Genomic DNA, 19,864 nt, shown 5'->3' with positions numbered 1-19,864 from the left:
ACGACGGCGCACACGCGGCTCAGCGACTTCGCTCGTTCTGGGCGTCGGCAGTCGTCGGCGCGAAGGCCGAGGTCGCCAGCGCCTGCCATTCGCTGGGGCTCATGCCATAGGCCCCACGGAAGGTGCGGCTGAAGTGCGAGGGGCTGCTGAAGCCCCAGCGGTGGGCCACCGCGGCCATGGTGATTCTCCGGCTGGAGCGGCCCAGTTCGAGCCGGCAGAAATCGAGCCTGCGTTCCCGCACCCATTGGCTCACCGTGCTGCCGTCGTTCTGGAAGAGCTTCTGCAGGTACCGGACGGAGATGTGGTGGGCGCGTGCGATCGACTCCGGTGAGAGGTCCGGGTCCATCAGATGCTCTTCGATGTAGGCGCGGATCCGGGACAGCATCTCGTTGACGGCCCCGGACGCGTCGTCGGCCTCGTCCGTCGTGTCCGCTTCGAGGAGCTCCATGACCAGGACGGAGAGGAGGTGTACGGCCGTCCGGGCACGCCGGTCCCCGATCGTGGACCGGCGGAACTCCGCCTTGCCGGCGAGCGCGGTCAGGAAGTCGGACGCCAGCGCCCCGATCCCCTCCCCGCCGCGTACGGGTACGCCGAGCACCTGGTTCAGTTCCGACTCCGTGACGCCCAGATAGCACCGGGGCACCCGGAAGAAGATCATCTGGCAGTCTTCTCCGAACTGCAGCAGATGCCGTCGGGCCGGGTCGCAGAAGACAAGGTCGTTCGGCTCCAACAGGCTCTTGGCGCGCTCGTGGACGACGGTGACGGGCCCACGGACATGGACGCCGAGGTAGACGTGGGTCCGGTCGTTCGTCTCCGGCATCTCGGAAAGCATCTGGACCAGCCACCCCGAGCGGGAGGAGGGCGAGGCCGGATCGGGCGCTCGCCGGGGCACCCGTTCGGGCGCACGTGACATCAGTGTGGGGGTCATGGGGATTCCTAGCCGTAGGTGCGTGCGGGCGGAGGGCGGATTCACGCCCCGTTCGCCGGCTCCTCGGCCAGGAACTTCTCCACCACGGCGTTGAAGGCCGGCGGGTTCTCCAGGAAGGGGAAGTGCGAGCTCGCCACGTCGGAGGCGAAGACGTGCAGGCGTGCGCCGGGAATCCGCTCGGCGACGAAGCGCTGCGAATCGGGGTGCACATGGCTTCCCTCACAGCCGATCACCAGGGTCGGCACATCGATCCGGGGAAGCACGTCGCGCCAGTCCTGCGCGCAGTGGTCGAACAGCAGCGGTACGCCCGCGTAGGCGGGTGTCGACCGGATCTCCTCGCCGACGAAGGCCAGCACCTCGGGGTCGGGCTCGCCGGAGAACATGCCGCGCACGAAGTCGGCGCGGACCGTGTCGCCCTCCGGCCCCGCGAGGGCCGCACCCAGGTACAACAGCCCCGACACATCGAAGATGGCACCGGAGTCCCGCTGTTCCCGCTCGGTCATCCAGGGCACGGCGGCGACCGCCGCGGGCTGGTCGACGGCGACGAAGCGCCGGATCCGTCCGGTCCCGTACTGGTCGATGAAGCTCCACCACACCGAGACACCCATGGACCAGCCCAGTGCGTCGAAACGGTCGAGACCGAGATGGTCGACGAGTTCGAGCACATCGCGGGAGAGCCGGGCGATGCGGTAGCCGTGCCGCGGCTTGCCGGATTTCCCATGGCCGCGGAGGTCGACGGTGACGACGCGACGGCCGGGCGCCAACCCCTCGATCTGGTGGCGGAACATCGCCTGCGTCTGCCCCCAGCCGTGCAGCATCACCAGCGGGACGCCCTCGCCGCCGGTGTCCTGGTACGCGAGCCGTGCGCCGTCCGTCGTGATCAGTTCCTTCATGACCTCTCCCCTGGTCAGAGGCGGTGCATCGCTCCCGCCCGTCCCGAACATCATCGAATGGGGCCCGCCGCCCGCACCACCGCGAGCTGTAGGAATCGGGCCGTGGATCCTCCTCGCTTTGTCGAAGCGAGTCCGTGGTCAGACGGCCCCGTCGCCGCCGGGGGCGAGGAGTTCCTCGATCCTGAGGCCGAGGTGCAGAGTGAGCCGGTGGGCGCCGTCGTCGAGGTCCAGTCCGGTGATCTCCTGGATCTGGCGCAGGCGGTAGTAGAGCGAGGTGCGGTGGATTCCCAGCGCGTCCGCGGTCCGGGGAATCGATCCCGCGTGTTCGAGGAAGCAGCGCAGCGTGTCCCGCAGGCGGTCGCCGGCATGAGCCTCGCTCAGGGTACGGAGCGGCTTCGGGACCAGGGACGCGTTCAGGGCGTGCTCGGGGAGCTGGAGCAGCACGGCGAGTTCCCCGAGCAGCTCCCAGTCACCGGCGCTCTTCAGGGTGGGCAGTCGGCGTGCCGCGCGCGCCGCCACCAGCGCCTGCTCGTACGACGTCCATGCATCGTCCAGGCCGGGGTGTCGGCCACCGACGCCGATCACCGGGTCCGCCGACGGGCCCAGGAAGGTGCGGAGTTCGTCCAGGATGCGAGCGGACTGTGCCGTGACCTCGTCCTGGCCGGGTGGGCGGTCGCGCAGCTGGAGCAGCGTCGCCCGCTCCCTGCCGATCGCGATGAGGCCCTGGGCAGAGCGCGTCTGCCGGAACCCCTCCAACGCCCCCCACAGGGCAGCCTCGGACTGCCGCACGAACTCCGTCGCGCAGCTCAGCTGGACGACGGTGACAAGGACGTGCTCCGCCGCTCCGAGCAGTCCGAGTTCCTTGCCTCGCCGCCGTGCGGTGGTACGGGCGGCGACGTCGGTACCGACGAGTGCGAGGACCAGGTCCCGCTCGTCGACCCTCCGGGTGTCGGCGGCGATGTACTCTCCGAACATCTGGGCGGCCATGGCGTCCGCGGCCCGGGCGATGGCATGTGTCTCCCGCTCTCCTAGCGCCTTCTCGGGCACGACCACCATGAGCAGCCCGAGGAGGTGCCCGCGCTCGCGCAGCGGCACGACGTAACGGGGCAGCAGTCCGAGATCGTCACGGCCGTCGATGAATCCGGCTCGGGACCACTGGGTCACGCCCTGGGCGAGGACGTAGCGGATGGTCGCGTTGTCGGCGCGGCCCTGCAACAGGGTGCCGATGCGGACCGGGTCCTCGTCGCCGAAGTGGCGGCTCGTGCAGACCATGCGGACCAGCGGGTCGTCGACGGCGACGGACCGGCCGAGCCGCTCCGCGAGCTCGTCGACAAGCGCCTGGAGCTCGGGGCTGCCGGGGCGGGCTCGCAGGAGCCTTACGGTCACGCGCTGTTCCTCTCTCGATCAACGGTTCCCCGCGGACTTCTCCATTCCGCGGCTCTTGATCATTCTGAGGAAGCGACGACGTCGGCACATCACACGAATCGTCCATTGCCATGACACCCACGGGGGATACGAAGTGACTACTCTCCGCTGTCACGATGCTTCACCAGCCGGGTCAGCTCCACGCGCGAGGTGGTGTCCAGCTTGGTGAAGGCCCGGCGCAGGTGCGAACTCACCGTGTGCGGCGAGAGGGAGAGGTACTCGGCCACCTGCTGGTTGGTCAGCCCTTGTGCCACGAGCCGTACCACCCGTATCTCCGCGGCCGTCAGCTCGGGCCATGCCCCGGAGAGCCCGGCCGTCGAGGGCCGGCGGCGGACACCAGCGGCCCGCAGACGCCGGCGGACGCGTGCGACGTCCCTCTCGGCGCCCGCTCGCACATAGAGCGTGAGGGCCGTCTCGAAGTACGGGACCGCTTCCGGCTTGCGGGTGACCGCCAGCTTGCGTCCGGCGTCCTCCAGCGCCGACGCCCGGGCCAGCACCCGAGAGCAGTTCTCGTACAGCCGAACGGCGCGTACGAGAGGGGCGAGGTCGTTGTCGAGGAGCCCCCGGGCGTGCGCGGCGGTTGCGGCGAGGAACGGGAGGTCGGGATTGAGCACGGCTCGCTTCTCGGCCATGGCGACCGCCTGCACGGCCCGTTCGTGCCTGCCCGCGCGCAGCGCCAGGCGGACGAGCACCGGGGCGTCGGCAGGGTCGATCAGGCCGGCGTAGGCGGGCCGGTCCGCGGCGGGCGACGTCATCACCGCGTCGAGCTCGGCCATGGCGCGGTCGGTCCGGCCTTCGTAGTCGGCCATCAGCGCCAGCATCCAGGTGCCGAAGTGCCGGACGACGGGTGCGTCGTCGCTCCGCATGCGCCGCGCCTGTGCCGCGTACGCCTCCGCGGTCTGCCGGTCGCCGGTGTGGAGGGCGACGCGCAGCATCACGTACCGGAGCGTGACATCGGCGAGGTTGCCCGGGCCGGGTTCGTCGGTCGCCGGGGACGCGGCTTCCGCGTCGGCCCGGGCGTCCGACAGCCGTCCGGTCTCCAGATGGATGCGGGTGCGGGTCATAAGCCACATGCGGGTGGCGGCCGTCCGGCCCTGCTCCCTGGTGATCCGGATGCCCTCCTCCGCGACGGCGAGCGCCTCCGCGGTGCGTCCGGTGGTGTTCGACAGGAGGGCGTGCCACAAGGCCTCCGGCAGCCACAGCGAGGTGCTGACGCCCAGGGCGTCGGCCAGCGCGGCGGCCCTCTCGGCCTGCCGGAACGCCTCGGCCAGGTCCATGCGGTGGAAGCTCACGGCCGAGCGGACCGTCGTCAGCGTGGCCTCGGCGGTGCGGTCTCCCGCTGCCGCCGCGGTGTCCCACGCCTGCGCGGCGACCTGCTCGGCCGCCGCGTGTTCGCCCGACATCGACAGGCCGACGGCGAGCATGGCGAGCAGTCGCCCCCTCGCGGTCAGGGAGATCCCGGGCAGTGCCGCCCCGGCTCGGGCCTGCCGGACCGCCTCGGAGAAGTCGAACTGTACGGCGAGGCGTGCCAGGGCCAGGCGTATGAGCGCCTCGTCCTCGGGTCCGAGACCGCCGGCCGCCAGGGCGGTGGCTCCCAGTTCACGCGCCTGGGCGGCCCGGCCCGTCTGCCAGAGCAGCGGGATCGTCTCGGCGATGACCCGCGGCCGCTCCGGAGCGTCCGCGGAGGTGAGTTCCAGGGCCATGAGGCTGCGTTCCGCAGCGGGTCCGGGAGCCGTGGCCGCGTACTCCGCCGCGGCGGTGCGCAGCCGGTCGGCCTCCGCCGCGTCTCCCGTCCCGGCCTCCGCCGCAGCTGCCGGTGCTCTCCCGGCCGACGGCCCGGGATGCTCGACAGAGGAGGCCGCGCTCCCCGGCGGCGGCTCGGCGGCTTGACCACGCAGGGCCTGACGCAGGGACAGGGGGAGGCCGGCTTCCACCGCCTCACGGATCAGGCCGTGGCGGAAGGCGAGGCGATCGCCGCTCTCGGTGAGCAGATCGGCGTCGAGGGATTCCCGTACCGCTGTGATGAGCGCCGCCGGGGACCTGCCGAGCAGTTCGGCCAGCAGCGCGACGGTGACCGGGGCGCCCACGGCGGCCGCCGTCTGCACCAGCTCCCGTGCCTCGTCGGACAGCCGGTCGAGGCGGCGCACGACCGAGGGGAGTTCCCGTGGGGCGGGTGGTCCGGCCGACAGCCCGGCCGTGCCGTTCTCGATCGTCACCGCCTCCCGCAGCGACCCGAGCAGCTCGACCAGCAGCTGCGGGACTCCTTCGGCGCGGCGGGCGACGCGGAGGACGTCCGGGTCGGGAGCGGCGCCGAGGACGTCCTCGGTGATCCGTGTGGTCGCCTGGTCCTCCAGCGCTCCCAGCGCCAGCTCGTGTGCGCCTGCCTGCCGGATCCGGTCCAGGGTCGTGCGCACTCCCGACGGCACGCTGCCGCCGCGCACGGCGACCAGCCACAGGATGGCGTGCGACGAGAGTCCGGCCGCGAGGGTGTTGAAGGTGAGAAGGGTCAGGTCGTCGCACCACTGGAGGTCGTCGAGGACGACGAGCAGGGGGCCGTTTCGCGCCGTCTCCCGCAGGCGGTCCCCCAGTTCCTGGAGCAGCCAGAAGCGCTGGCCGGGCGTCGTGGCGAGGTCCCTGAGGCGGACGGCGCCGGACAGGGGTTCCTCGCCGGAGAGCAGACCGTCGAGGAGCGGGCCGAGCGGCACGAACTGTTCGTCGGGGTCCGCCGCTCCCTCGAACACCCTCGTCCCGCGCCGTCTCGCGGCTGCCGCGGCCTCCGCGAGGATCCTGGACCTGCCGATGCCGGCGGGGCCCTCGACGCGGACGATCCCGCCTTCGCCCCGGCCGAGCGCGTCGAGCCGCTCCTCGATGAACGCCATTTCGGCGTCCCTGCCCCGGAGGGGTGTCCGTACGCCGTCGAGCTCCTCGGGCACGGTCCTTGTCGTCACTCGGTTCACGCTCATACGGCGAAACAGTATGAACCATATGAACCACCCCGCCGTCGCCCGGCCCAGGGGCCCGTCTCAGTCGAAGCGCAGGTCGGCGAGTTGCCGTTCGAGGACGGTGACGTCGTCCTCGGGCTCTTCACCGACCGGGCGCGCCGCCATGAGCGCGGCGAGCTCGACGCCCGCCCGGCGCACGCGGCCGGGAAGGCCGTCGGTGTACTCGTCTCCCCCCGAGCCCCAGTCCTCGGAAGCCGCGAACACGGCGGTGGGGACGACGACGGCGCGGAGATAGGCGAAGAGCGGGCGCACTGCGTGCTCAAGGACCAGGGAATGGCGCGCGGTGCCGCCCGTCGCCGCGATCAGGACCGGCTTCCCGGAAAGGGTGTCCGGATCGATCACGTCGAAGAAGGACTTGAAGAGACCGCTGTAGGAAGCCGCGAACACGGGAGTCACCACGATCAGGCCGTCGGCCGCCGTCACCGCGTCGATCGCGGCGCTCAGCCGCGGCGGCGGAAAGCCGGTCACGAGGTGGTTGGCGATGTCACCGGCCAGCTCCCGCAGCTCCACGACCTCGGCCGTCGGCACCTGCCCCCTGGCGGCGAGTTCGTCGCGGGCCGCCTCGGCCAGCCGGTCCGCGAGCAGGCGGGTGGAGGAAGGGGTACTCAGCCCCGCGGAGACGACGATCAGCTTCATGCGGCGGACACCCCCCGGACGGCTCGAAGGGACGCGTGCGTGGGGGCCTCCGGCACGTCGGCCGGACGTCCCTTCGCGAACTCCCTGCGCAGCACGGGCACGACCTCTTCGCCGAGGATGTCCAGCTGTTCGAGGACGGTCTTGAGGGGCAGGCCCGCGTGGTCCATCAGGAACAGCTGGCGCTGGTAGTCGCCGACGCTCTCCCGGAACGACAGGGTCCGCTCGATGACCTGCTGGGGAGAGCCCACCGTCAACGGGGTCTGCTCGGTGAAGTCCTCCAGCGACGGGCCGTGGCCGTACACGGGAGCGTTGTCGAAGTAGGGACGGAACTCCCGTACGGCGGCCTGGGAGTTCTTCCGCATGAAGACCTGTCCGCCCAGGCCGACGATGGCGTCCTCCGGCCGGCCGTGGCCGTGGTGCGCGAACCGGCGCCGGTAGAGCTGCACCATGCGCCGGGTGTGGTCGGCCGGCCAGAAGATGTTGTTGTGGAAGAAGCCGTCGCCGTAGAAGGCGGCCTGCTCCGCGATCTCGGGGGACCTGATGGATCCGTGCCAGACGAACGGCGGGACGCCGTCCAGGGGCCGCGGTGTCGACGTGAAGGCCTGGAGCGGCGTACGGAACGTGCCCTCCCAGTCCACGACGTCCTCGCGCCACAGCCGGCGCAGCAGCGCGTAGTTCTCCTTGGCGAGGTTGATGCCCTGGCGGATGTCCTGGCCGAACCACGGGTAGACCGGACCGGTGTTGCCGCGCCCCAGCATGAGGTCGACCCGGCCGTCGGCCAGGTGCTGGAGCATCGCGTAGTCCTCGGCGATCTTCACCGGGTCGTTCGTGGTGATCAGCGTCGTGGAGGTGGACAGGATCAGCTTCTCGGTGCGGGCGGCGATGTAGCCGAGCATGGTCGTCGGCGACGACGGGACGAACGGCGGATTGTGGTGCTCGCCCGTCGCGAAGACGTCCAGGCCGACTTCCTCGGCCTTGAGCGCGATGGCCACCATCGCCTTGATGCGCTCGCGTTCGGTCGGAGTGCGACCGTTGGTGGGGTCGGGGGTCACGTCCCCGACGGTGAAGATGCCGAACTGCATGGGGTGTCTGCTCTCCTGAGCTCGTCCGGTTCCCGCGCCGGGGAACCGGGGGCCAGGGTGACGCCGGGGGCTCCGGCATCTCCCGGCGGGTGGGCGGTGCGGCGTCACTTCGCCAGGAAGGCGAGGAGGGCGGTGTTGACCTCCTCGGCGTGGGTCCACAGCAGACCGTGCGGGGCGCCTTCGATCTCGACGTAGTCGGCCGACGGGAGCGCCTTGTGGAACGGGCGCGCGGTGCCCTCGGCCGGCAGGATGCGGTCGGCGGTGCCGTGCAGGATCAGGGCGGGCACGTCGACGGCGGGGATGTCGGCGCGGAAGTCGGTGTACCAGGTCGACGGCGCGGCGGACGCGGCGAAGGAGCCACCGCGGGCCGCGGTGTTCCAGCTGTTGCGGACGGCCTCCTCGCTGATGCGGGTGCCCAGGTTCTCGTCGAGGTTGTAGAAGTCGTCGAAGAAGGCCGTGTAGTAGGCGTAGCGGTCGGCCTTGACGGCGGAGACGACGCCGTCGAAGAACTCCTTCGGGGCGACGCCGTCCGGGTTGTCGTCGCTCTTGAGCAGGCAGGGCTCGAGCGAGGCCAGGAAGGCGACCTTGGCGACCCGGCCGGAGCCGTACGTGGACACGTAGCGGGCGACCTCTCCGGTGCCCATGGAGAAACCGACCAGGACGGCGTCCCGCAGGTCGAGGGTCTCCAGCACGGTGTTCAGGTCGGCTGCGAAGGTGTCGTAGTCGTAGCCGATGGTCGGCTGAGAGGACTGCCCGAAACCGCGCCGGTCGTACGTGATCACGCGGTAGCCGGCGTCGAGCAGAGCGGCGCTCTGGCGCTCCCAGGAGTGGCCGTCGAGCGGGAAGCCGTGGATGAGGACGACCGGCTGCCCGGCACCCTGGTCCTCGAAGTACAGCTCGATGGGGTTGGTGTTCTCCTGGCCCACGGTGATGTACGGCATGGGGATGCTTCCTCGATTCGGGTCGGCTGGTCCGCGCCTCGAAGCGGCGCGGTATGCCCGTCACGCTAGGACCGGTCCTGCACCTCCTGTTGCCGTACCGCGCACCACACCTTGCACCGGGGCGCAGAGGTCACTCAGCCGCCGGTGACTGTTCCGGCGTCGCCCTCCGCAAGCGCGATCCGGGCCAGGTGGACCCTGGAGCGCACCGAGAGCTTGCGGAAGATCGACGCCAGATGGGTGTTGACCGTGTGCGGGGAGACGACGAGGGCCTCCGCGGCCGACCGGTTGGTGTGGCCCGCGGCGATCAGCCGGGCCACCTTGCGTTCCGAGGCCGTGAGCGCGTCCCAGCCCTGGCCGGGGCGCGGCCGGAGGCCTCCGGTGCGTCGGCCGGGGCGGCTGGTGGCCCGTTCCAGATCGGCCCGGACCCGATCGGCCTCGACATCGGCCCCCGCCTGGGCGTAGATGTCGTGGGCCCTGGTCAGAGTGGGTGTCGCAGCGGGGTCGCCTGCCGCAAGAAGAGCGCGCCCGAGGTCGGCGGATGCGGCGGCGAGGGGCAGCGGCCGGGGGCCGGTGAGGAGGATGCGGACCGATCGCTCCAGGAGTCCGGGGTCGGCGTTCGCCAAGGCGGATGCGTGGGCGGCCGCCCCCTGGGCGGTCGGCACGCCGGGGTTGCGGGTGGCGTGTTCGACAGCCTGGGCCGCGAGGTCCTCGGCCAGGTTCCGATCCCCGCCGCGCAGGGCGATCCGCACGGCCTGGACGACATGGGGGCGCAGGAGCCGCCATCGGAGGAAGGAATGGTCACGCTGCACGGATCGGACCAGTTCGGCCGCTGCCGCGTGGTCGCCGTCGGCGTCGGCGACGACGGCCTCGAAATACTGGTGCGTGGCGTGGTTGCCCGTGTTCGGCCGCTCGGCCACGGTCGCCCGCACGACGTCCAGGTGTTCCCGCGCGGCTTCGCGGTCGCCGCGCAGCATCGCGAGGAGGCCGCGGTTGACGCGGATGTTGACCAGGTTGCCGGGCACGTGGAGGTCCGCTTCGAGCCGCTCGGCGGTGACGAGGTCGGCGTCCGCGTCGTCGAGCCGGCCGAGCCCCATGTTCAGGGTTCCCTGGGCCCAACTCAGCATGGCGGGGCGCAGGGGAGCGTCGCCCGCCGTCCGGAGCAGTCGCCGTACGGTATCGAAGTCGTCCATGTGGATCCGGGCGACGGCCTCCTCGGGCAGGAAGGCCGTGTCGAACACGCTCAGCGCCGTGTGGTGTTCGGCGGCGGCGGCGCAATCGCCCGCGTTGAGGGCGATCTCGCCCAGGCCCCACAGCGCGAGGACACGGGCCTCCCGGTCACCGGACCGCTCCGCTTCGGCGAGCGCCCGTTCGCCGGTCTCGCGAGCGGCCCCGAGGTCGCGCCCGCGGGACCGGGCGAGGGCCTGCCGGGCGGTGAGCCGGGCGCGGATTGTCGGGTCGGTGACTGCGGCCAGTGCTGCCGTCGAACGTCGGGTCAGCTCGTGGATGTCGTCGAGGTGCCACAGCGTGTCGCCGAGTACGGACTGCAGACGGGCGAAGACGTCCAGGGGCGGCTGCCGGGCGAGCAGCGTGTCGCCGGTGTCCCGTGCCTGGGTGTACCGGCCCGCGCGGGTCAGCGCGACGATGGCCCGTTCGCCCACGTCGAACACCATGGGCGCGTGGGGCGGTACGAGTTCAAGGGCGCGTACGGCCAGGTCGGCGGCGAGGTCGGGCATCACGGCGATCACGTCCGTGGCGGCCGTGCCGAGCAGCCCGATCGCCTCCTGGTCGCCGGGGTCGGCGCTCTTCAGCAGATGCGGGACCGCGTCGGTGGAGCTCCGGCCCGCCGCGACGAGCCGGCTCGCGGCCTCACGGTGGAGCGCCCGGCGTACGGAGGGGGCGAGATCGGCGTACACCGCCTGGCGGAGCAGGTCGTGGCGGAACAGGAGGCGTTCGCCATCGTCGTGGAGGAGGGCGGCGGCGATCGCCTCGTCCACTTCGGCGCTGAGTCCGGAGGCGGGCCGGCCGCACAGCGCGGCGGCGTCCGCGAGCGAGAACGCGCGGCCGAGGACCGAGCCGATCCGCAGGAAGTGGAGGGTGCCCGGCCGGAGGCCGGCCAGCCGGTCGCGTACACCGAGGACCAGCCGCTCCGGCGGCTCCGGCACGTCCGCGTCCCCGCCCGACGCCGCGATGCCCGTGAGCAGCTCGGCCGCGAGGAAGGGGTTGCCTCCCGCCCCGTCGAGGAGTTCCGCGACCTGCTCCGGTACGTCCCCGCCGAGGACGTCCCGTGCCAGCTCGGCCAGGGCCGTGTCGGACAGCGGTCGGAGGGGGAGGGTAGTCGCCAGCGGCCCCTGCCCGTACGGCTCCGGGTCGTTCCTGCCCGTGAGCAGCCAGAGGACCGGGGAGCTGAGCAGCCGCGCCGGCATGACGCTCAGGGCGAACCGGCTGAGCGGGTCGGCCCATTGGACGTCGTCGACCGCGATCAGTACGGGTGTGCCCGCCGAGCGTTCCTCGATCAGCTGGGCCAGTCGTTCGACGAGCCAGATGCGCTGGTCGTGATGGCCCGCGAGGTCTGCGAAGTCCGTGCTGGAAAGCAGCGGCGGGTCACCGCGCAGGAGGCCGGAGGCCAGTGAGGCGAGCGGTGCCAGCTCGTGCAGTTCCTCGGCGCGCCCGTGGCTGACGACGAACCCGTGAGCCCGCGCGATAGAGACGGTCTCCTGGAGCAGTACGGTCTTCCCGATCCCGGGTTCGCCCAGGAGCAGCGCGACCGCTCCTCCCTCGCCGTCGCGCACCGCCTCGACCAGGGCGCGCAGCCGCTCCAGCTCGGCTTCGCGGCCCCGCAGCCCGGGCCGGCTCAGCGCCGCGCTCCCGGGCACCGCCGTGCCTTCTCCCTCGGGCCGGTCGAGGCTCATCCCTTGACCGATCCGGCGAGCAGTCCCCGTGCGAAGTGCCGACGGAGGGCGATGAAGACGAGCAGCGGGACGAACGCCGCCACGAAGGCTCCTGCGGTGAGCCGCTGCCACTCGTTGCCGTACGTCCCGGCCAGGCTCGCCAGTCTGACCGTCATCGGCGCGGTCTCGGCCGTTCCGCCCGACAGCGTCAGTGCCACGAGGAGGTCGTTCCACACCCAGATGAACTGGATGACGGCGAAGGAGACGAGGGCCGGGCGGGCCAGGGGCAGCACGATCCGGAGCAGCAGCGCCCCGTGCGAGGCGCCGTCAACGCGGGCGGCTTCGATCAGGTCCCGGGGCAGTCCCGCCAGGAAGTTGTGCAGGAGGAACACCGCGAACGGCAGCGCGAAGACCGTGTGGGCGAACCAGACCTGGCCGAAACGCGCGGGACCGGTGAGGTGCCACGCGGGCAGGAACAGCCAGCCCTGGGAGAACAGCTTCAGGAGGGGGACGAGCGCCATCTGAAGCGGCACGGCCTGGAGCGCGAAGATGCCGACGACGAGCGCGTCCCGCCCTCTGAAGTCGATCCACGCCAGGGCGTACGCCGCGAAGAACGCCGGCACGAGCGGGAACAGCACCGAGGGAAGGGTGATGACGACGGAATTGACGAAGTACTCCGCCAACCGCCCCGACCCGTTCCCGCCGCCGGACAGCACCTCGCCGTAGTTGTCGAGCGTGAGGTGTGGCGTACCGAACACGGTCCACCAGCCCGTCGTCTTGATCTCCTCCTCGGGACGGAAGGAGGAGAGCAGCAGACCGAGGGTCGGTGTCGTCCAGAGGATCGCGATCACCACGGCGATCGACGTGAAGGCGCGGGAGGCCAGACGCTCCCGGACGCCGTTCACGCTGCCCTCCGCTGTGCCCGGACCTGGTGGGCGACGAAGGGGGTGACGAGGATGAAGAGGAGCACGGCGAGAGCGGCGCCGCGGCCCGTCTCGCCGTGGCGGAAGGCCTGGTCGTACATCTCGTGGGCGATGACGCCCGTGTCGAACTGCCCGCCGGTCATGGTCTTGACGATGTCGAAGGCCTTGAAAGTGCCGATCGCCTGGGCCAGGACCACGACGAGCAGCGTGGGTCTGATCGACGGCAGGGTGATCCGCCAGAAGATCTGGCGGGGGGACGCGCCGTCGAGTCGGGCCGCCTCGGTGAGCTCGCCGGGAACGGCCCTGATCGCGCCGGCCAGCAGGACGGCCGCGAAGCCCGCCTGTGTCCACACCATCGCCACGATGAGGAACAGTACGTTCCAGGGAGAGTCCACGAGCCATTGCCTCGGTTCGCCGCCGAACGCGACGACGAGCTGGTTGAGCAGCCCGATCTGCCCGGCCTCCGCGGGACGGTAGGCGTAGACGAACTTCCAGACGACGCCCGCGCCGACGAAGGAGATCGCCATCGGCATCAGGACTAGGAGCAGCGCGAACGCTCTGAACCGCGACCGTACGACGGCCGCCGCGTAGAGCAGACCAACCGAGGTGGCCAGCAGCGGCACGAGCACCACCCACGCCAGAGTGTTGCGCAGCGCGACCAGCGCCCGGGGGTCGGTGACCATCCACACGTAGTTGTCGAGGCCGGCCCAGGCGTCTCCCCCGTTCTGCGTGAACGACAGCGCCAGGGTGCGCAGACCGGGCAGGAGGAGACCCACCGTGAGCAGCAGCAGCGCGGGGGTCAGCAGGATCAGGGCCGCGGCCCTTCTCCGAACCGGCCCCCGGTGCAGCGCGAGCAGGATCAGGGAGACCACCGCCGCGAAGGCGGCGACGCCCTGGAGCAGGTACAGCAGCTTGGGCTGCTGGGCGACGGCGTCGAACGGCATCAGTGGCTCGGCCAGGACCGTTCGACGGAGTCGGCGACCTGTCGGGTGCTCGCGCCGCCGATCCAGTCGACGGCTCCCTTCCAGAACGTCCCGGCGCCGACCGAAGCGGGCATCAGGTCCGAACCGTCGAACCTGAACTGTGTGCCTGAGTCCTGGAGCAGCTGGATCGAGAGCCTGTCGACCGGGGTGGCGGCGTTCGCCGGATCCACGCCCTTGTTCGCCGAGACGAACGGGCCCTTCTTCATGCGCGCGTTCGCGAAGTCCGCGGAGGCCAGATACTCCTGGAACGCCCGCACTTCGGGACGGTCGGCGAACACCGCGGTGAACACCCCACCGCCCAGGACGGGCCGGTCGGCCGGGTCGGCCCCCGGCAGGAGGAAGGCGTAGACGTCCTCGTCCGGTCCGATCTCGGTGCCCTTCGGCCACATGTCGGCATAGAACGAGGCCTGGCGGTGCATCGCGCAGTCGCCTGAGAGAACCGGTGTGCCGGCCTCCTGGAAGGAGATCGACGCCATCGAACGGGCCGGACCGAAACCGCCGTTGGCGTACCGGTCGTTCTTGAGGAGGGACCCGACGGTGTCCATGGCCTTGATCACCCGCGGGTCGTTGAACGGGATCTGGTGAGCGACCCACTGGTCGTAGACGTCCGTGCCCTGCTGACGCAGCAGGACGTCCTCGATCCAGTCCGTGACGGGCCAGCCGGTTGCCTCGGCGGACTCGATGCCCGCGCACCACGGCTTGACGCCCGACGCCGCGACCTTCTCCGTCACGGCCATCAGCTCGGACCACGTGCGGGGAACGTTCAGTCCCCTGTCGCGGAAGAACTTCGGGGAGTACCAGACGAACGACTTCACGTTCGCGACCAGCGGCGTGCCGTAGAGGGTGCCGTTCACGGTCGCGTAGCTGTTCCAGTCCGCCGACCAGCCCTTCTTCGCGAGGGCCACGACCCCGGCGCTCGCGGGCTTGAGCTTCCCCGCCCGCGCGAAGCGTTCCAGGAGCCCCGGCTGGGGGAAGAACGCCACATCCGGTGCGCTCCCGCCGTCGACCCGGAGCTGGATCTGGGCCTCGAACTCCCCGTCCCCCTCGTACCGGACGTCGATTCCCGTGCAGTCCGCGAAGTCCGCCCAGGTCTCTTCGAACAGGTCGGCCTCCCGGTCCCGGTTCTCCGCGTAGACGGTGACCTTGGTGCCGGGGTGTTCGCCGTACCTGGCGTACGGCCCACAGTCCACGGGGGTGTGCGACTGCGAACCGCTGTCCTGCGGAACACCGCAGGCGGTGGCAAGGACGGCGAGGGCGATGCCGGCGAGCGCGAGCCTCGCGCCGAACCTCATGGGTGTATCTCCTCCGATCGCCCGCCGAGGGGTCCTCAGGGGCGATCAGAAGCTACCAGCGCTCGAACATTATCGACTAATCGTTCGATCCTGAACGATCGGGTCAGTGGGCGGTGGACCGGGCCGCGTCCTGGATCAGCTCTGCCACGGCCTTGGGCTGGGCAAGCATGACCAGATGGGAGGAGTCGACCTCGACGGTGGTCATGCCGGCGCGCTCGTACCCGTAGCGCTCCACATCGGGGTTGATCGTGCGGTCGGAGGAGGCGACCAGGCCCCACGAGGGCTTGGTCTTCCACGCCGCGACAGGCGCCGCCTCCGAGAAGGCACGTGCTGCCAGGGGGCGCTGGGAGACGGCGAGCACCGCGGCGAGGTCGGGGTCGACGTCCGCCGCGAAGAGGGCGGGGAACTTCTCGATGTCCACCGAGACATCAGTGCCGGTCTCGGTGGAGCCGGCCACCGGGAACGGGGTGTAGACGAGCGCGTCGGCGAGGCCGGAGTCGGGGAAGCGGCCCTGCAGCTCGCCCAGGCTCTCGCCCTCCTCCAGTGCGTATCCCGCGAGGTACACCAGTGCGCGGACGTTGTCCTCCGCGCCGGCGAGGGTGATGACGGCACCACCGTAGGAGTGCCCGACCAGGATCACGGGGCCTTCGACGGCGCGGATCACCGAGGCTATGTACGCGGCGTCGTCGACGAGGCTGCGGTTGGGCACGGCCGGGGCCACCACTTCCATACCGGCGGCGGCCAGTTCGGGGATGACGCGGGCGAAGCTGGAGGCGTCGGCGAAGGCGCCGTGGACCAGGACGACGGTGGGGCGGGCGTGTCGGGGCATGGGGAACTCCTTGGTGCGTGACGGGTGATGGGGCTGGGGATGCGGGAGGCGGATATGTGGTGTTCGTGTGGTGCTTCACAGGCCGAAGCGGGCGCGCCTCGCCTCGGGCACCAGGTCGGTGTACTCGGGATGCTTGCCGATCCAGCCCCGGATGAAGGGGCAGTACGGCAGGACGCGCAGCCCACGAGCCCGGGCGTCGTCGAGCGCTCCCCGGGCAAGGAGACCGCCCAAGCCCTGGCCGGCGAACCGGCTGTCGATCTCGGTGTGGATGAAGGCGATCTCACCCTCCGAGAGGTGGTACTCGGCGAAGCCCGCGGTCTCGGTGCCGTCGTCGCCGGCGAGGATCTCGTACCGAGACTTCTGGGGCCGGTCCGTCACCTGCGGTTCCATGGGTGCTCCTGTGCGGTCGTGGTGTGACGGGGTGGGTGCGCGCGGTCAGAGCGTGCGGCGTACGCCTGCCTGCCGTTCCAGGTTGCGGAGCTGGACGGACAGGTCGCCTTCCACGGCGAGGTGGGCGGGGCCGCTGCGGCCGATGGGCAGGACCTGCTCGCTGCGCATGTCCTCGAGCATCAGGGCGAACGCCGTGTACATCGCGACGACCCCCACCAGCAGGCCGAGCGCCCCGGACGTGCGCGTCAGCCATTCGGCGCCGGTGACGCCCGCGAGGCCGGTGGCCGCCCAGCGGGGCAGGGAGACCGCGAGGACGAGCCACAGCGCCCGCTTGGGCCCGGTCACGGCGGTCATCAGCGCGCCGAAGCAGAGGAGCGCCAGGTTGAAGACGCCGAGGACCTTCAGGCCGTCGGCCGCGCCGCTGAGCATGATCAGCGAGTAGGGCAGCCAGCTTCCGGCGAACACGGCCATCAGGGTCGCCGCGATCACGTCACGGGCGCCGAAGGCCAGGACACTGACCAGGAGTTGGAGGACGAAGGCCGGCAGCACGGTGAAGGCGACGGCGGTACGGGCCTCCTCGCCGAGGATCCCGAGCTGGAGGCAGCCCGTCATCACGGACGCGATGGCGATCGTGAAGAAGCCGAGCGGCATGGGTGAGGCGATGGGGCGCAGGTTGATCCGTGTCATCGACCGGAGGTCCGGTTCGAAACGGCGTCCCGGGGGGACGTCCCGCGGGGTGGCCCGGGCGTCGTCGCCGCTGTCTGCGGTGGGTGAGGCGGTACTCATGGTGTGGATCCCTCTCAGTGCTCGAAGCAGGGGTCGACGAACGACGGCTGTGTGTCGGGGAGGGAGCCACGCGCGACGCGCCACCGGCGGTACTGCTCGGACTCGGCGACGGCCTCGGCCACGAGCGAGGCCTGACGGGCACCGCTCTGGTAGCCGCCGAAGTGGGCCACGGGGCTCCACTCGGGGCTCACCGGCGGGACGGCCTCGTCGAGACCTTCGTACTCCGCGGTCGCGTAGACGATGCGGCCGCCGACGACGGTGAGGACGGACTCGATGTCGGGGATGACGTCCTCGGGTACGGTGAGGTAGTCGTCGGACAGGATCGCGAGGTCGCCGTACGACCCTTCTCGCAGGGTTCCCTTGACGTCCTGCTCGCCGGTGAGCTGCGCTCCGCCCCGGGTGTAGAGGCCGAGGGCGGTCTCCCGGTCGAGCAGGTTCCCCGCCGGATAGAGCACGGTGCCGGCGACGGTGCGCCCGGCCACCAGCCAGTGCAGCGCGACCCACGGGTTGTACGAAGAGACGCGGGTCGCGTCGGTTCCGGCGGCGACCGTCAGGCCGCGGTCGAGCATGGCCCGGACCGGCGGGGTGTGGGCGGCGGCCTCGGCGCCGTAACGGTCGAGGAACGCGGCGCCCTGGAAGGACATGCGGTTCTGCACGGACACGGCGCCGCCGAGGGCCGCGATCCGGTCCAGGCTGTCGGCCGAGACCGTCTCCGCGTGGTCGAAGAGCCAGCGGTTGCCGCCGGGGAAGAGTCCCTCCCCGGCGAGCTTCTCGAAGACGGCCAGGTCGCGGCGGATGGTCTCGTCGTAGGTCGCGTGGAGCCGGAAGCCCCAGCCGTTTTCGAGCAGGAGCCGTACGGCGCTCTCGAACTCGGTCTCGTAGCCCGCGGCGAGCTCGGGCCGGGGCTCGGAGAAGTTCTCGAAGTCGGCGGCGGCCCAGGTCAGGTTCTCGCCCGCGCCGTTCAGCCGGAGCCACTCGTCCCCGTCCCCGGGCTTGACCATCTCGGTCCAGCGCTTCAGGTCGGCGAGTTCCTGCCCGGCCGTCTGCGGGAAGAGGTGGTAGGCGATCCGGAGGGTCAGCTCCCCGGACCTGGCGAGGTCGGTGACCGTCGCGTAGTTGTCGGGGAAGTTCTGGAAGCCGCCGGCGGCGTCGACAGCGGACGTCAGGCCGAAGCGGTTCAGCTCGCGCAGGAAGTGGCGCGTCGACGTCCGCTTGTCGGCCTCGTCGAGGGCAGGCGCCTTGGCCAGCGTCGAGTACAGGACGAGAGCGCTCGGCGCCGCGAGGAGCACGCCGTTGGGTTCGCCGTCCCGGCCGCGGACGATCTGCCCGCCCCGGGGGTCGGGGGTCTCCCGGGTGAACCCGGCCGCCTTGACCGCGGCCCGGTTCATCAGCGCCGACTGGTACAGGTGCAGGACGAAGACCGGGGTGTCGGGGGCGGCGGCGTTCAGCTCCGCGACGGTCGGCATCCTGCGCTCGGCGAACTGCTCGGCGGTCCAGCCGCCCACCACCCGGATCCACTGCCCCTTCGGGGTGCGGCCAGCCTGCTCGCGCAGCATCGCGAGGGCGTGTCGGAGGCTTCGTACGCCGTCCCAGCGCAGCTCCAGAACGTAGTTCAGGCCGCCCCGGATGACATGCAGGTGCGAGTCGTTGAGGCCGGGAATCACCCGGCGGCCGAGGGCGTCGACGACCTTCGTTCCCGGCCCGACGAGGTGGGCGAGGTCGTGGTCGTCGCCCAGGGCCAGGACCCGGCCGTCGCGGATCGCGACGGCACGGGCCTTTGGCCGGTCGGGGTCACCGGTGAAGACCTTGGCGTTACGGACGAGGAGGTCGGCGTGCTCGTGCTCCCGACGCGGGGCGGGGACGAGGCCCGCCACCGGCATGCTCGTCGACGGCCCGGTCATGCGAGGGCCTTGCGCAGGATGTCGGTGGCGAGGCCGATGGCGAGTTCCGCGGCCTGCGTATCGCGCAGTGCGTTCAGCATCACGAAGTCGTGGATGACGCCCTGGACTCGCAGGGCGGTGACGGGGACGCCGGCGGCACGGAGCTTCGCCGCGTACGCCTCGCCCTCGTCGCGCAGGACGTCGGCCTCGGCAGTGATGACCAGGGCCGGCGGCAGGCCGGTGAGCTGCTCGGTGGAGGCGCGCAGCGGGGAAGCGGTGATCTGGGCCCGCTCGGCCTCGTCGGTCGTGTACTGGTCCCAGAACCACTTCATGGCGTCGCGGCGCAGGAAGTAGCCCTCGCCGAAGGCGTGGTACGAATCCGTGTCGAAGCTCGCGTCGGTCACCGGGTAGAAGAGGACCTGCTGGACGAGCGTGACATCGCCGCGCTGCTTGGCCATGAGGGTGAGGGCGGCGCTCATGTTGCCGCCGACGGAATCACCGGCTACGGCGATCCGGGTGCCGTCGAGGTCCTTGTGGTGTCCCTCGCGGGCGACCCACTGGGCGACGCTGTAGTTCTGCTCGATCGCGACGGGGTAACGCGCCTCGGGCGACAGGTCGTACTCGGGGAAGACCACGGCCGCCCCGGTGCCGACGGCGAGTTCGCGGACGAGCCGGTCGTGGGTGTGGGCGTTGCCGAAGACCCAGCCCGCGCCGTGGATGTAGAGGATGACGGGGAGCGGGCCGGTGGCGCCGCGGGGGCGGACGATCCGGGCGCGGACGTCGCCGGTCGGGCCGCCGTGGACGGTGGTCCACTCCTCGTCGACGTCCGGCAGGGGGACGCCCTCACCGTTCTGGACGTCGTCCACGGCCTTACGGCCTTCGGCGACGGGGATCTGGTAGAGGTACGGCGGCTGGGCGGTGGCGTCGGCGAAGGCCTGGGCTGCGGGTTCGAGGACCGGACGGTTGTTCATGAGGGGCTCTCCTTC

General features: G+C 71.3%; 16 protein-coding genes. All 16 read right to left on the bottom strand.

Going from position 1 to position 19,864, the window contains the following annotated elements; all coding sequences use genetic code 11:
• Nucleotides 1-19 precede the first annotated feature (19 nt).
• Nucleotides 20-820 carry a helix-turn-helix domain-containing protein gene (locus OG982_RS26440; protein WP_266782471.1) on the bottom strand — a complete coding sequence of 267 codons (801 nt, stop codon included), beginning with the start codon at nt 818-820 and terminating at the stop codon, nt 20-22.
• Nucleotides 821-969: 149 nt separating this feature from the next.
• Complete coding sequence (locus OG982_RS26435) at nt 970-1,821, bottom strand: alpha/beta fold hydrolase (protein WP_266614012.1); 852 nt, start codon at nt 1,819-1,821, stop codon at nt 970-972.
• A 138-nt stretch (nt 1,822-1,959) separates the two neighbouring features.
• Entirely contained in the window at nt 1,960-3,207 is a 1,248-nt protein-coding gene (locus tag OG982_RS26430) for a CdaR family transcriptional regulator (RefSeq protein WP_266782473.1), read from the bottom strand.
• Nucleotides 3,208-3,344: 137 nt separating this feature from the next.
• The gene (locus tag OG982_RS26425; protein ID WP_266782475.1) at nt 3,345-6,209 is read right to left on the bottom strand and encodes a LuxR family transcriptional regulator; all 2,865 of its coding nucleotides are present in this window, start codon (nt 6,207-6,209) and stop codon (nt 3,345-3,347) included.
• 60 nt (nt 6,210-6,269) lie between these two features.
• Nucleotides 6,270-6,884: an FMN reductase gene (locus OG982_RS26420; RefSeq protein WP_266782477.1), complete on the bottom strand. Its 615-nt coding sequence runs from the start codon at nt 6,882-6,884 to the stop codon at nt 6,270-6,272.
• Nucleotides 6,881-7,966, bottom strand: coding sequence for an LLM class flavin-dependent oxidoreductase (locus OG982_RS26415; RefSeq protein ID WP_266782479.1), 1,086 nt, complete (start codon nt 7,964-7,966; stop codon nt 6,881-6,883). Before OG982_RS26415 ends, OG982_RS26420 begins: the two co-directional genes overlap by 4 nt.
• Nucleotides 7,967-8,070: 104 nt before the next feature.
• Nucleotides 8,071-8,907, bottom strand: a complete 837-nt coding sequence (locus OG982_RS26410) for an alpha/beta fold hydrolase (protein ID WP_266782481.1) — start codon at nt 8,905-8,907, stop codon at nt 8,071-8,073.
• 134 nt (nt 8,908-9,041) lie between these two features.
• The gene (locus OG982_RS26405; RefSeq protein WP_266782483.1) at nt 9,042-11,816 is read right to left on the bottom strand and encodes an AAA family ATPase; all 2,775 of its coding nucleotides are present in this window, start codon (nt 11,814-11,816) and stop codon (nt 9,042-9,044) included.
• On the bottom strand, nt 11,813-12,700 hold the full coding sequence (locus OG982_RS26400) for a carbohydrate ABC transporter permease (RefSeq protein WP_007262650.1): 888 nt from the start codon (nt 12,698-12,700) through the stop codon (nt 11,813-11,815). Before OG982_RS26400 ends, OG982_RS26405 begins: the two co-directional genes overlap by 4 nt.
• Nucleotides 12,697-13,662 (bottom strand): carbohydrate ABC transporter permease, encoded by a 966-nt coding sequence (locus OG982_RS26395; protein ID WP_007262651.1) that lies wholly within the window; start codon nt 13,660-13,662, stop codon nt 12,697-12,699. The genes OG982_RS26400 and OG982_RS26395 overlap by 4 nt, the downstream gene beginning before the upstream one ends.
• Nucleotides 13,662-14,993, bottom strand: coding sequence for an ABC transporter substrate-binding protein (locus tag OG982_RS26390; RefSeq protein ID WP_266949321.1), 1,332 nt, complete (start codon nt 14,991-14,993; stop codon nt 13,662-13,664). The genes OG982_RS26395 and OG982_RS26390 overlap by 1 nt, the downstream gene beginning before the upstream one ends.
• A gap of 103 nt (nt 14,994-15,096) precedes the next feature.
• Nucleotides 15,097-15,822, bottom strand: a complete 726-nt coding sequence (locus OG982_RS26385) for an alpha/beta fold hydrolase (protein ID WP_007262653.1) — start codon at nt 15,820-15,822, stop codon at nt 15,097-15,099.
• 75 nt (nt 15,823-15,897) lie between these two features.
• Nucleotides 15,898-16,212 (bottom strand): GNAT family N-acetyltransferase, encoded by a 315-nt coding sequence (locus tag OG982_RS26380; protein WP_266782491.1) that lies wholly within the window; start codon nt 16,210-16,212, stop codon nt 15,898-15,900.
• A 45-nt stretch (nt 16,213-16,257) separates the two neighbouring features.
• Nucleotides 16,258-16,998 (bottom strand): GPR1/FUN34/YaaH family transporter, encoded by a 741-nt coding sequence (locus OG982_RS26375; RefSeq protein WP_266782493.1) that lies wholly within the window; start codon nt 16,996-16,998, stop codon nt 16,258-16,260.
• 14 nt (nt 16,999-17,012) lie between these two features.
• Nucleotides 17,013-18,899: an amidohydrolase gene (locus OG982_RS26370; RefSeq protein ID WP_266782495.1), complete on the bottom strand. Its 1,887-nt coding sequence runs from the start codon at nt 18,897-18,899 to the stop codon at nt 17,013-17,015.
• Entirely contained in the window at nt 18,896-19,849 is a 954-nt protein-coding gene (locus tag OG982_RS26365; protein WP_266782497.1) for an alpha/beta hydrolase, read from the bottom strand. The genes OG982_RS26370 and OG982_RS26365 overlap by 4 nt, the downstream gene beginning before the upstream one ends.
• Nucleotides 19,850-19,864 lie beyond the last annotated feature (15 nt).

This window comes from Streptomyces sp. NBC_01551, from assembly GCF_026339935.1.
GTDB lineage: Bacteria > Actinomycetota > Actinomycetes > Streptomycetales > Streptomycetaceae > Streptomyces.
The sequence above is the reverse complement of the archived record's forward strand: the minus strand, read 5'-3'. Positions and strand labels throughout refer to the sequence as shown.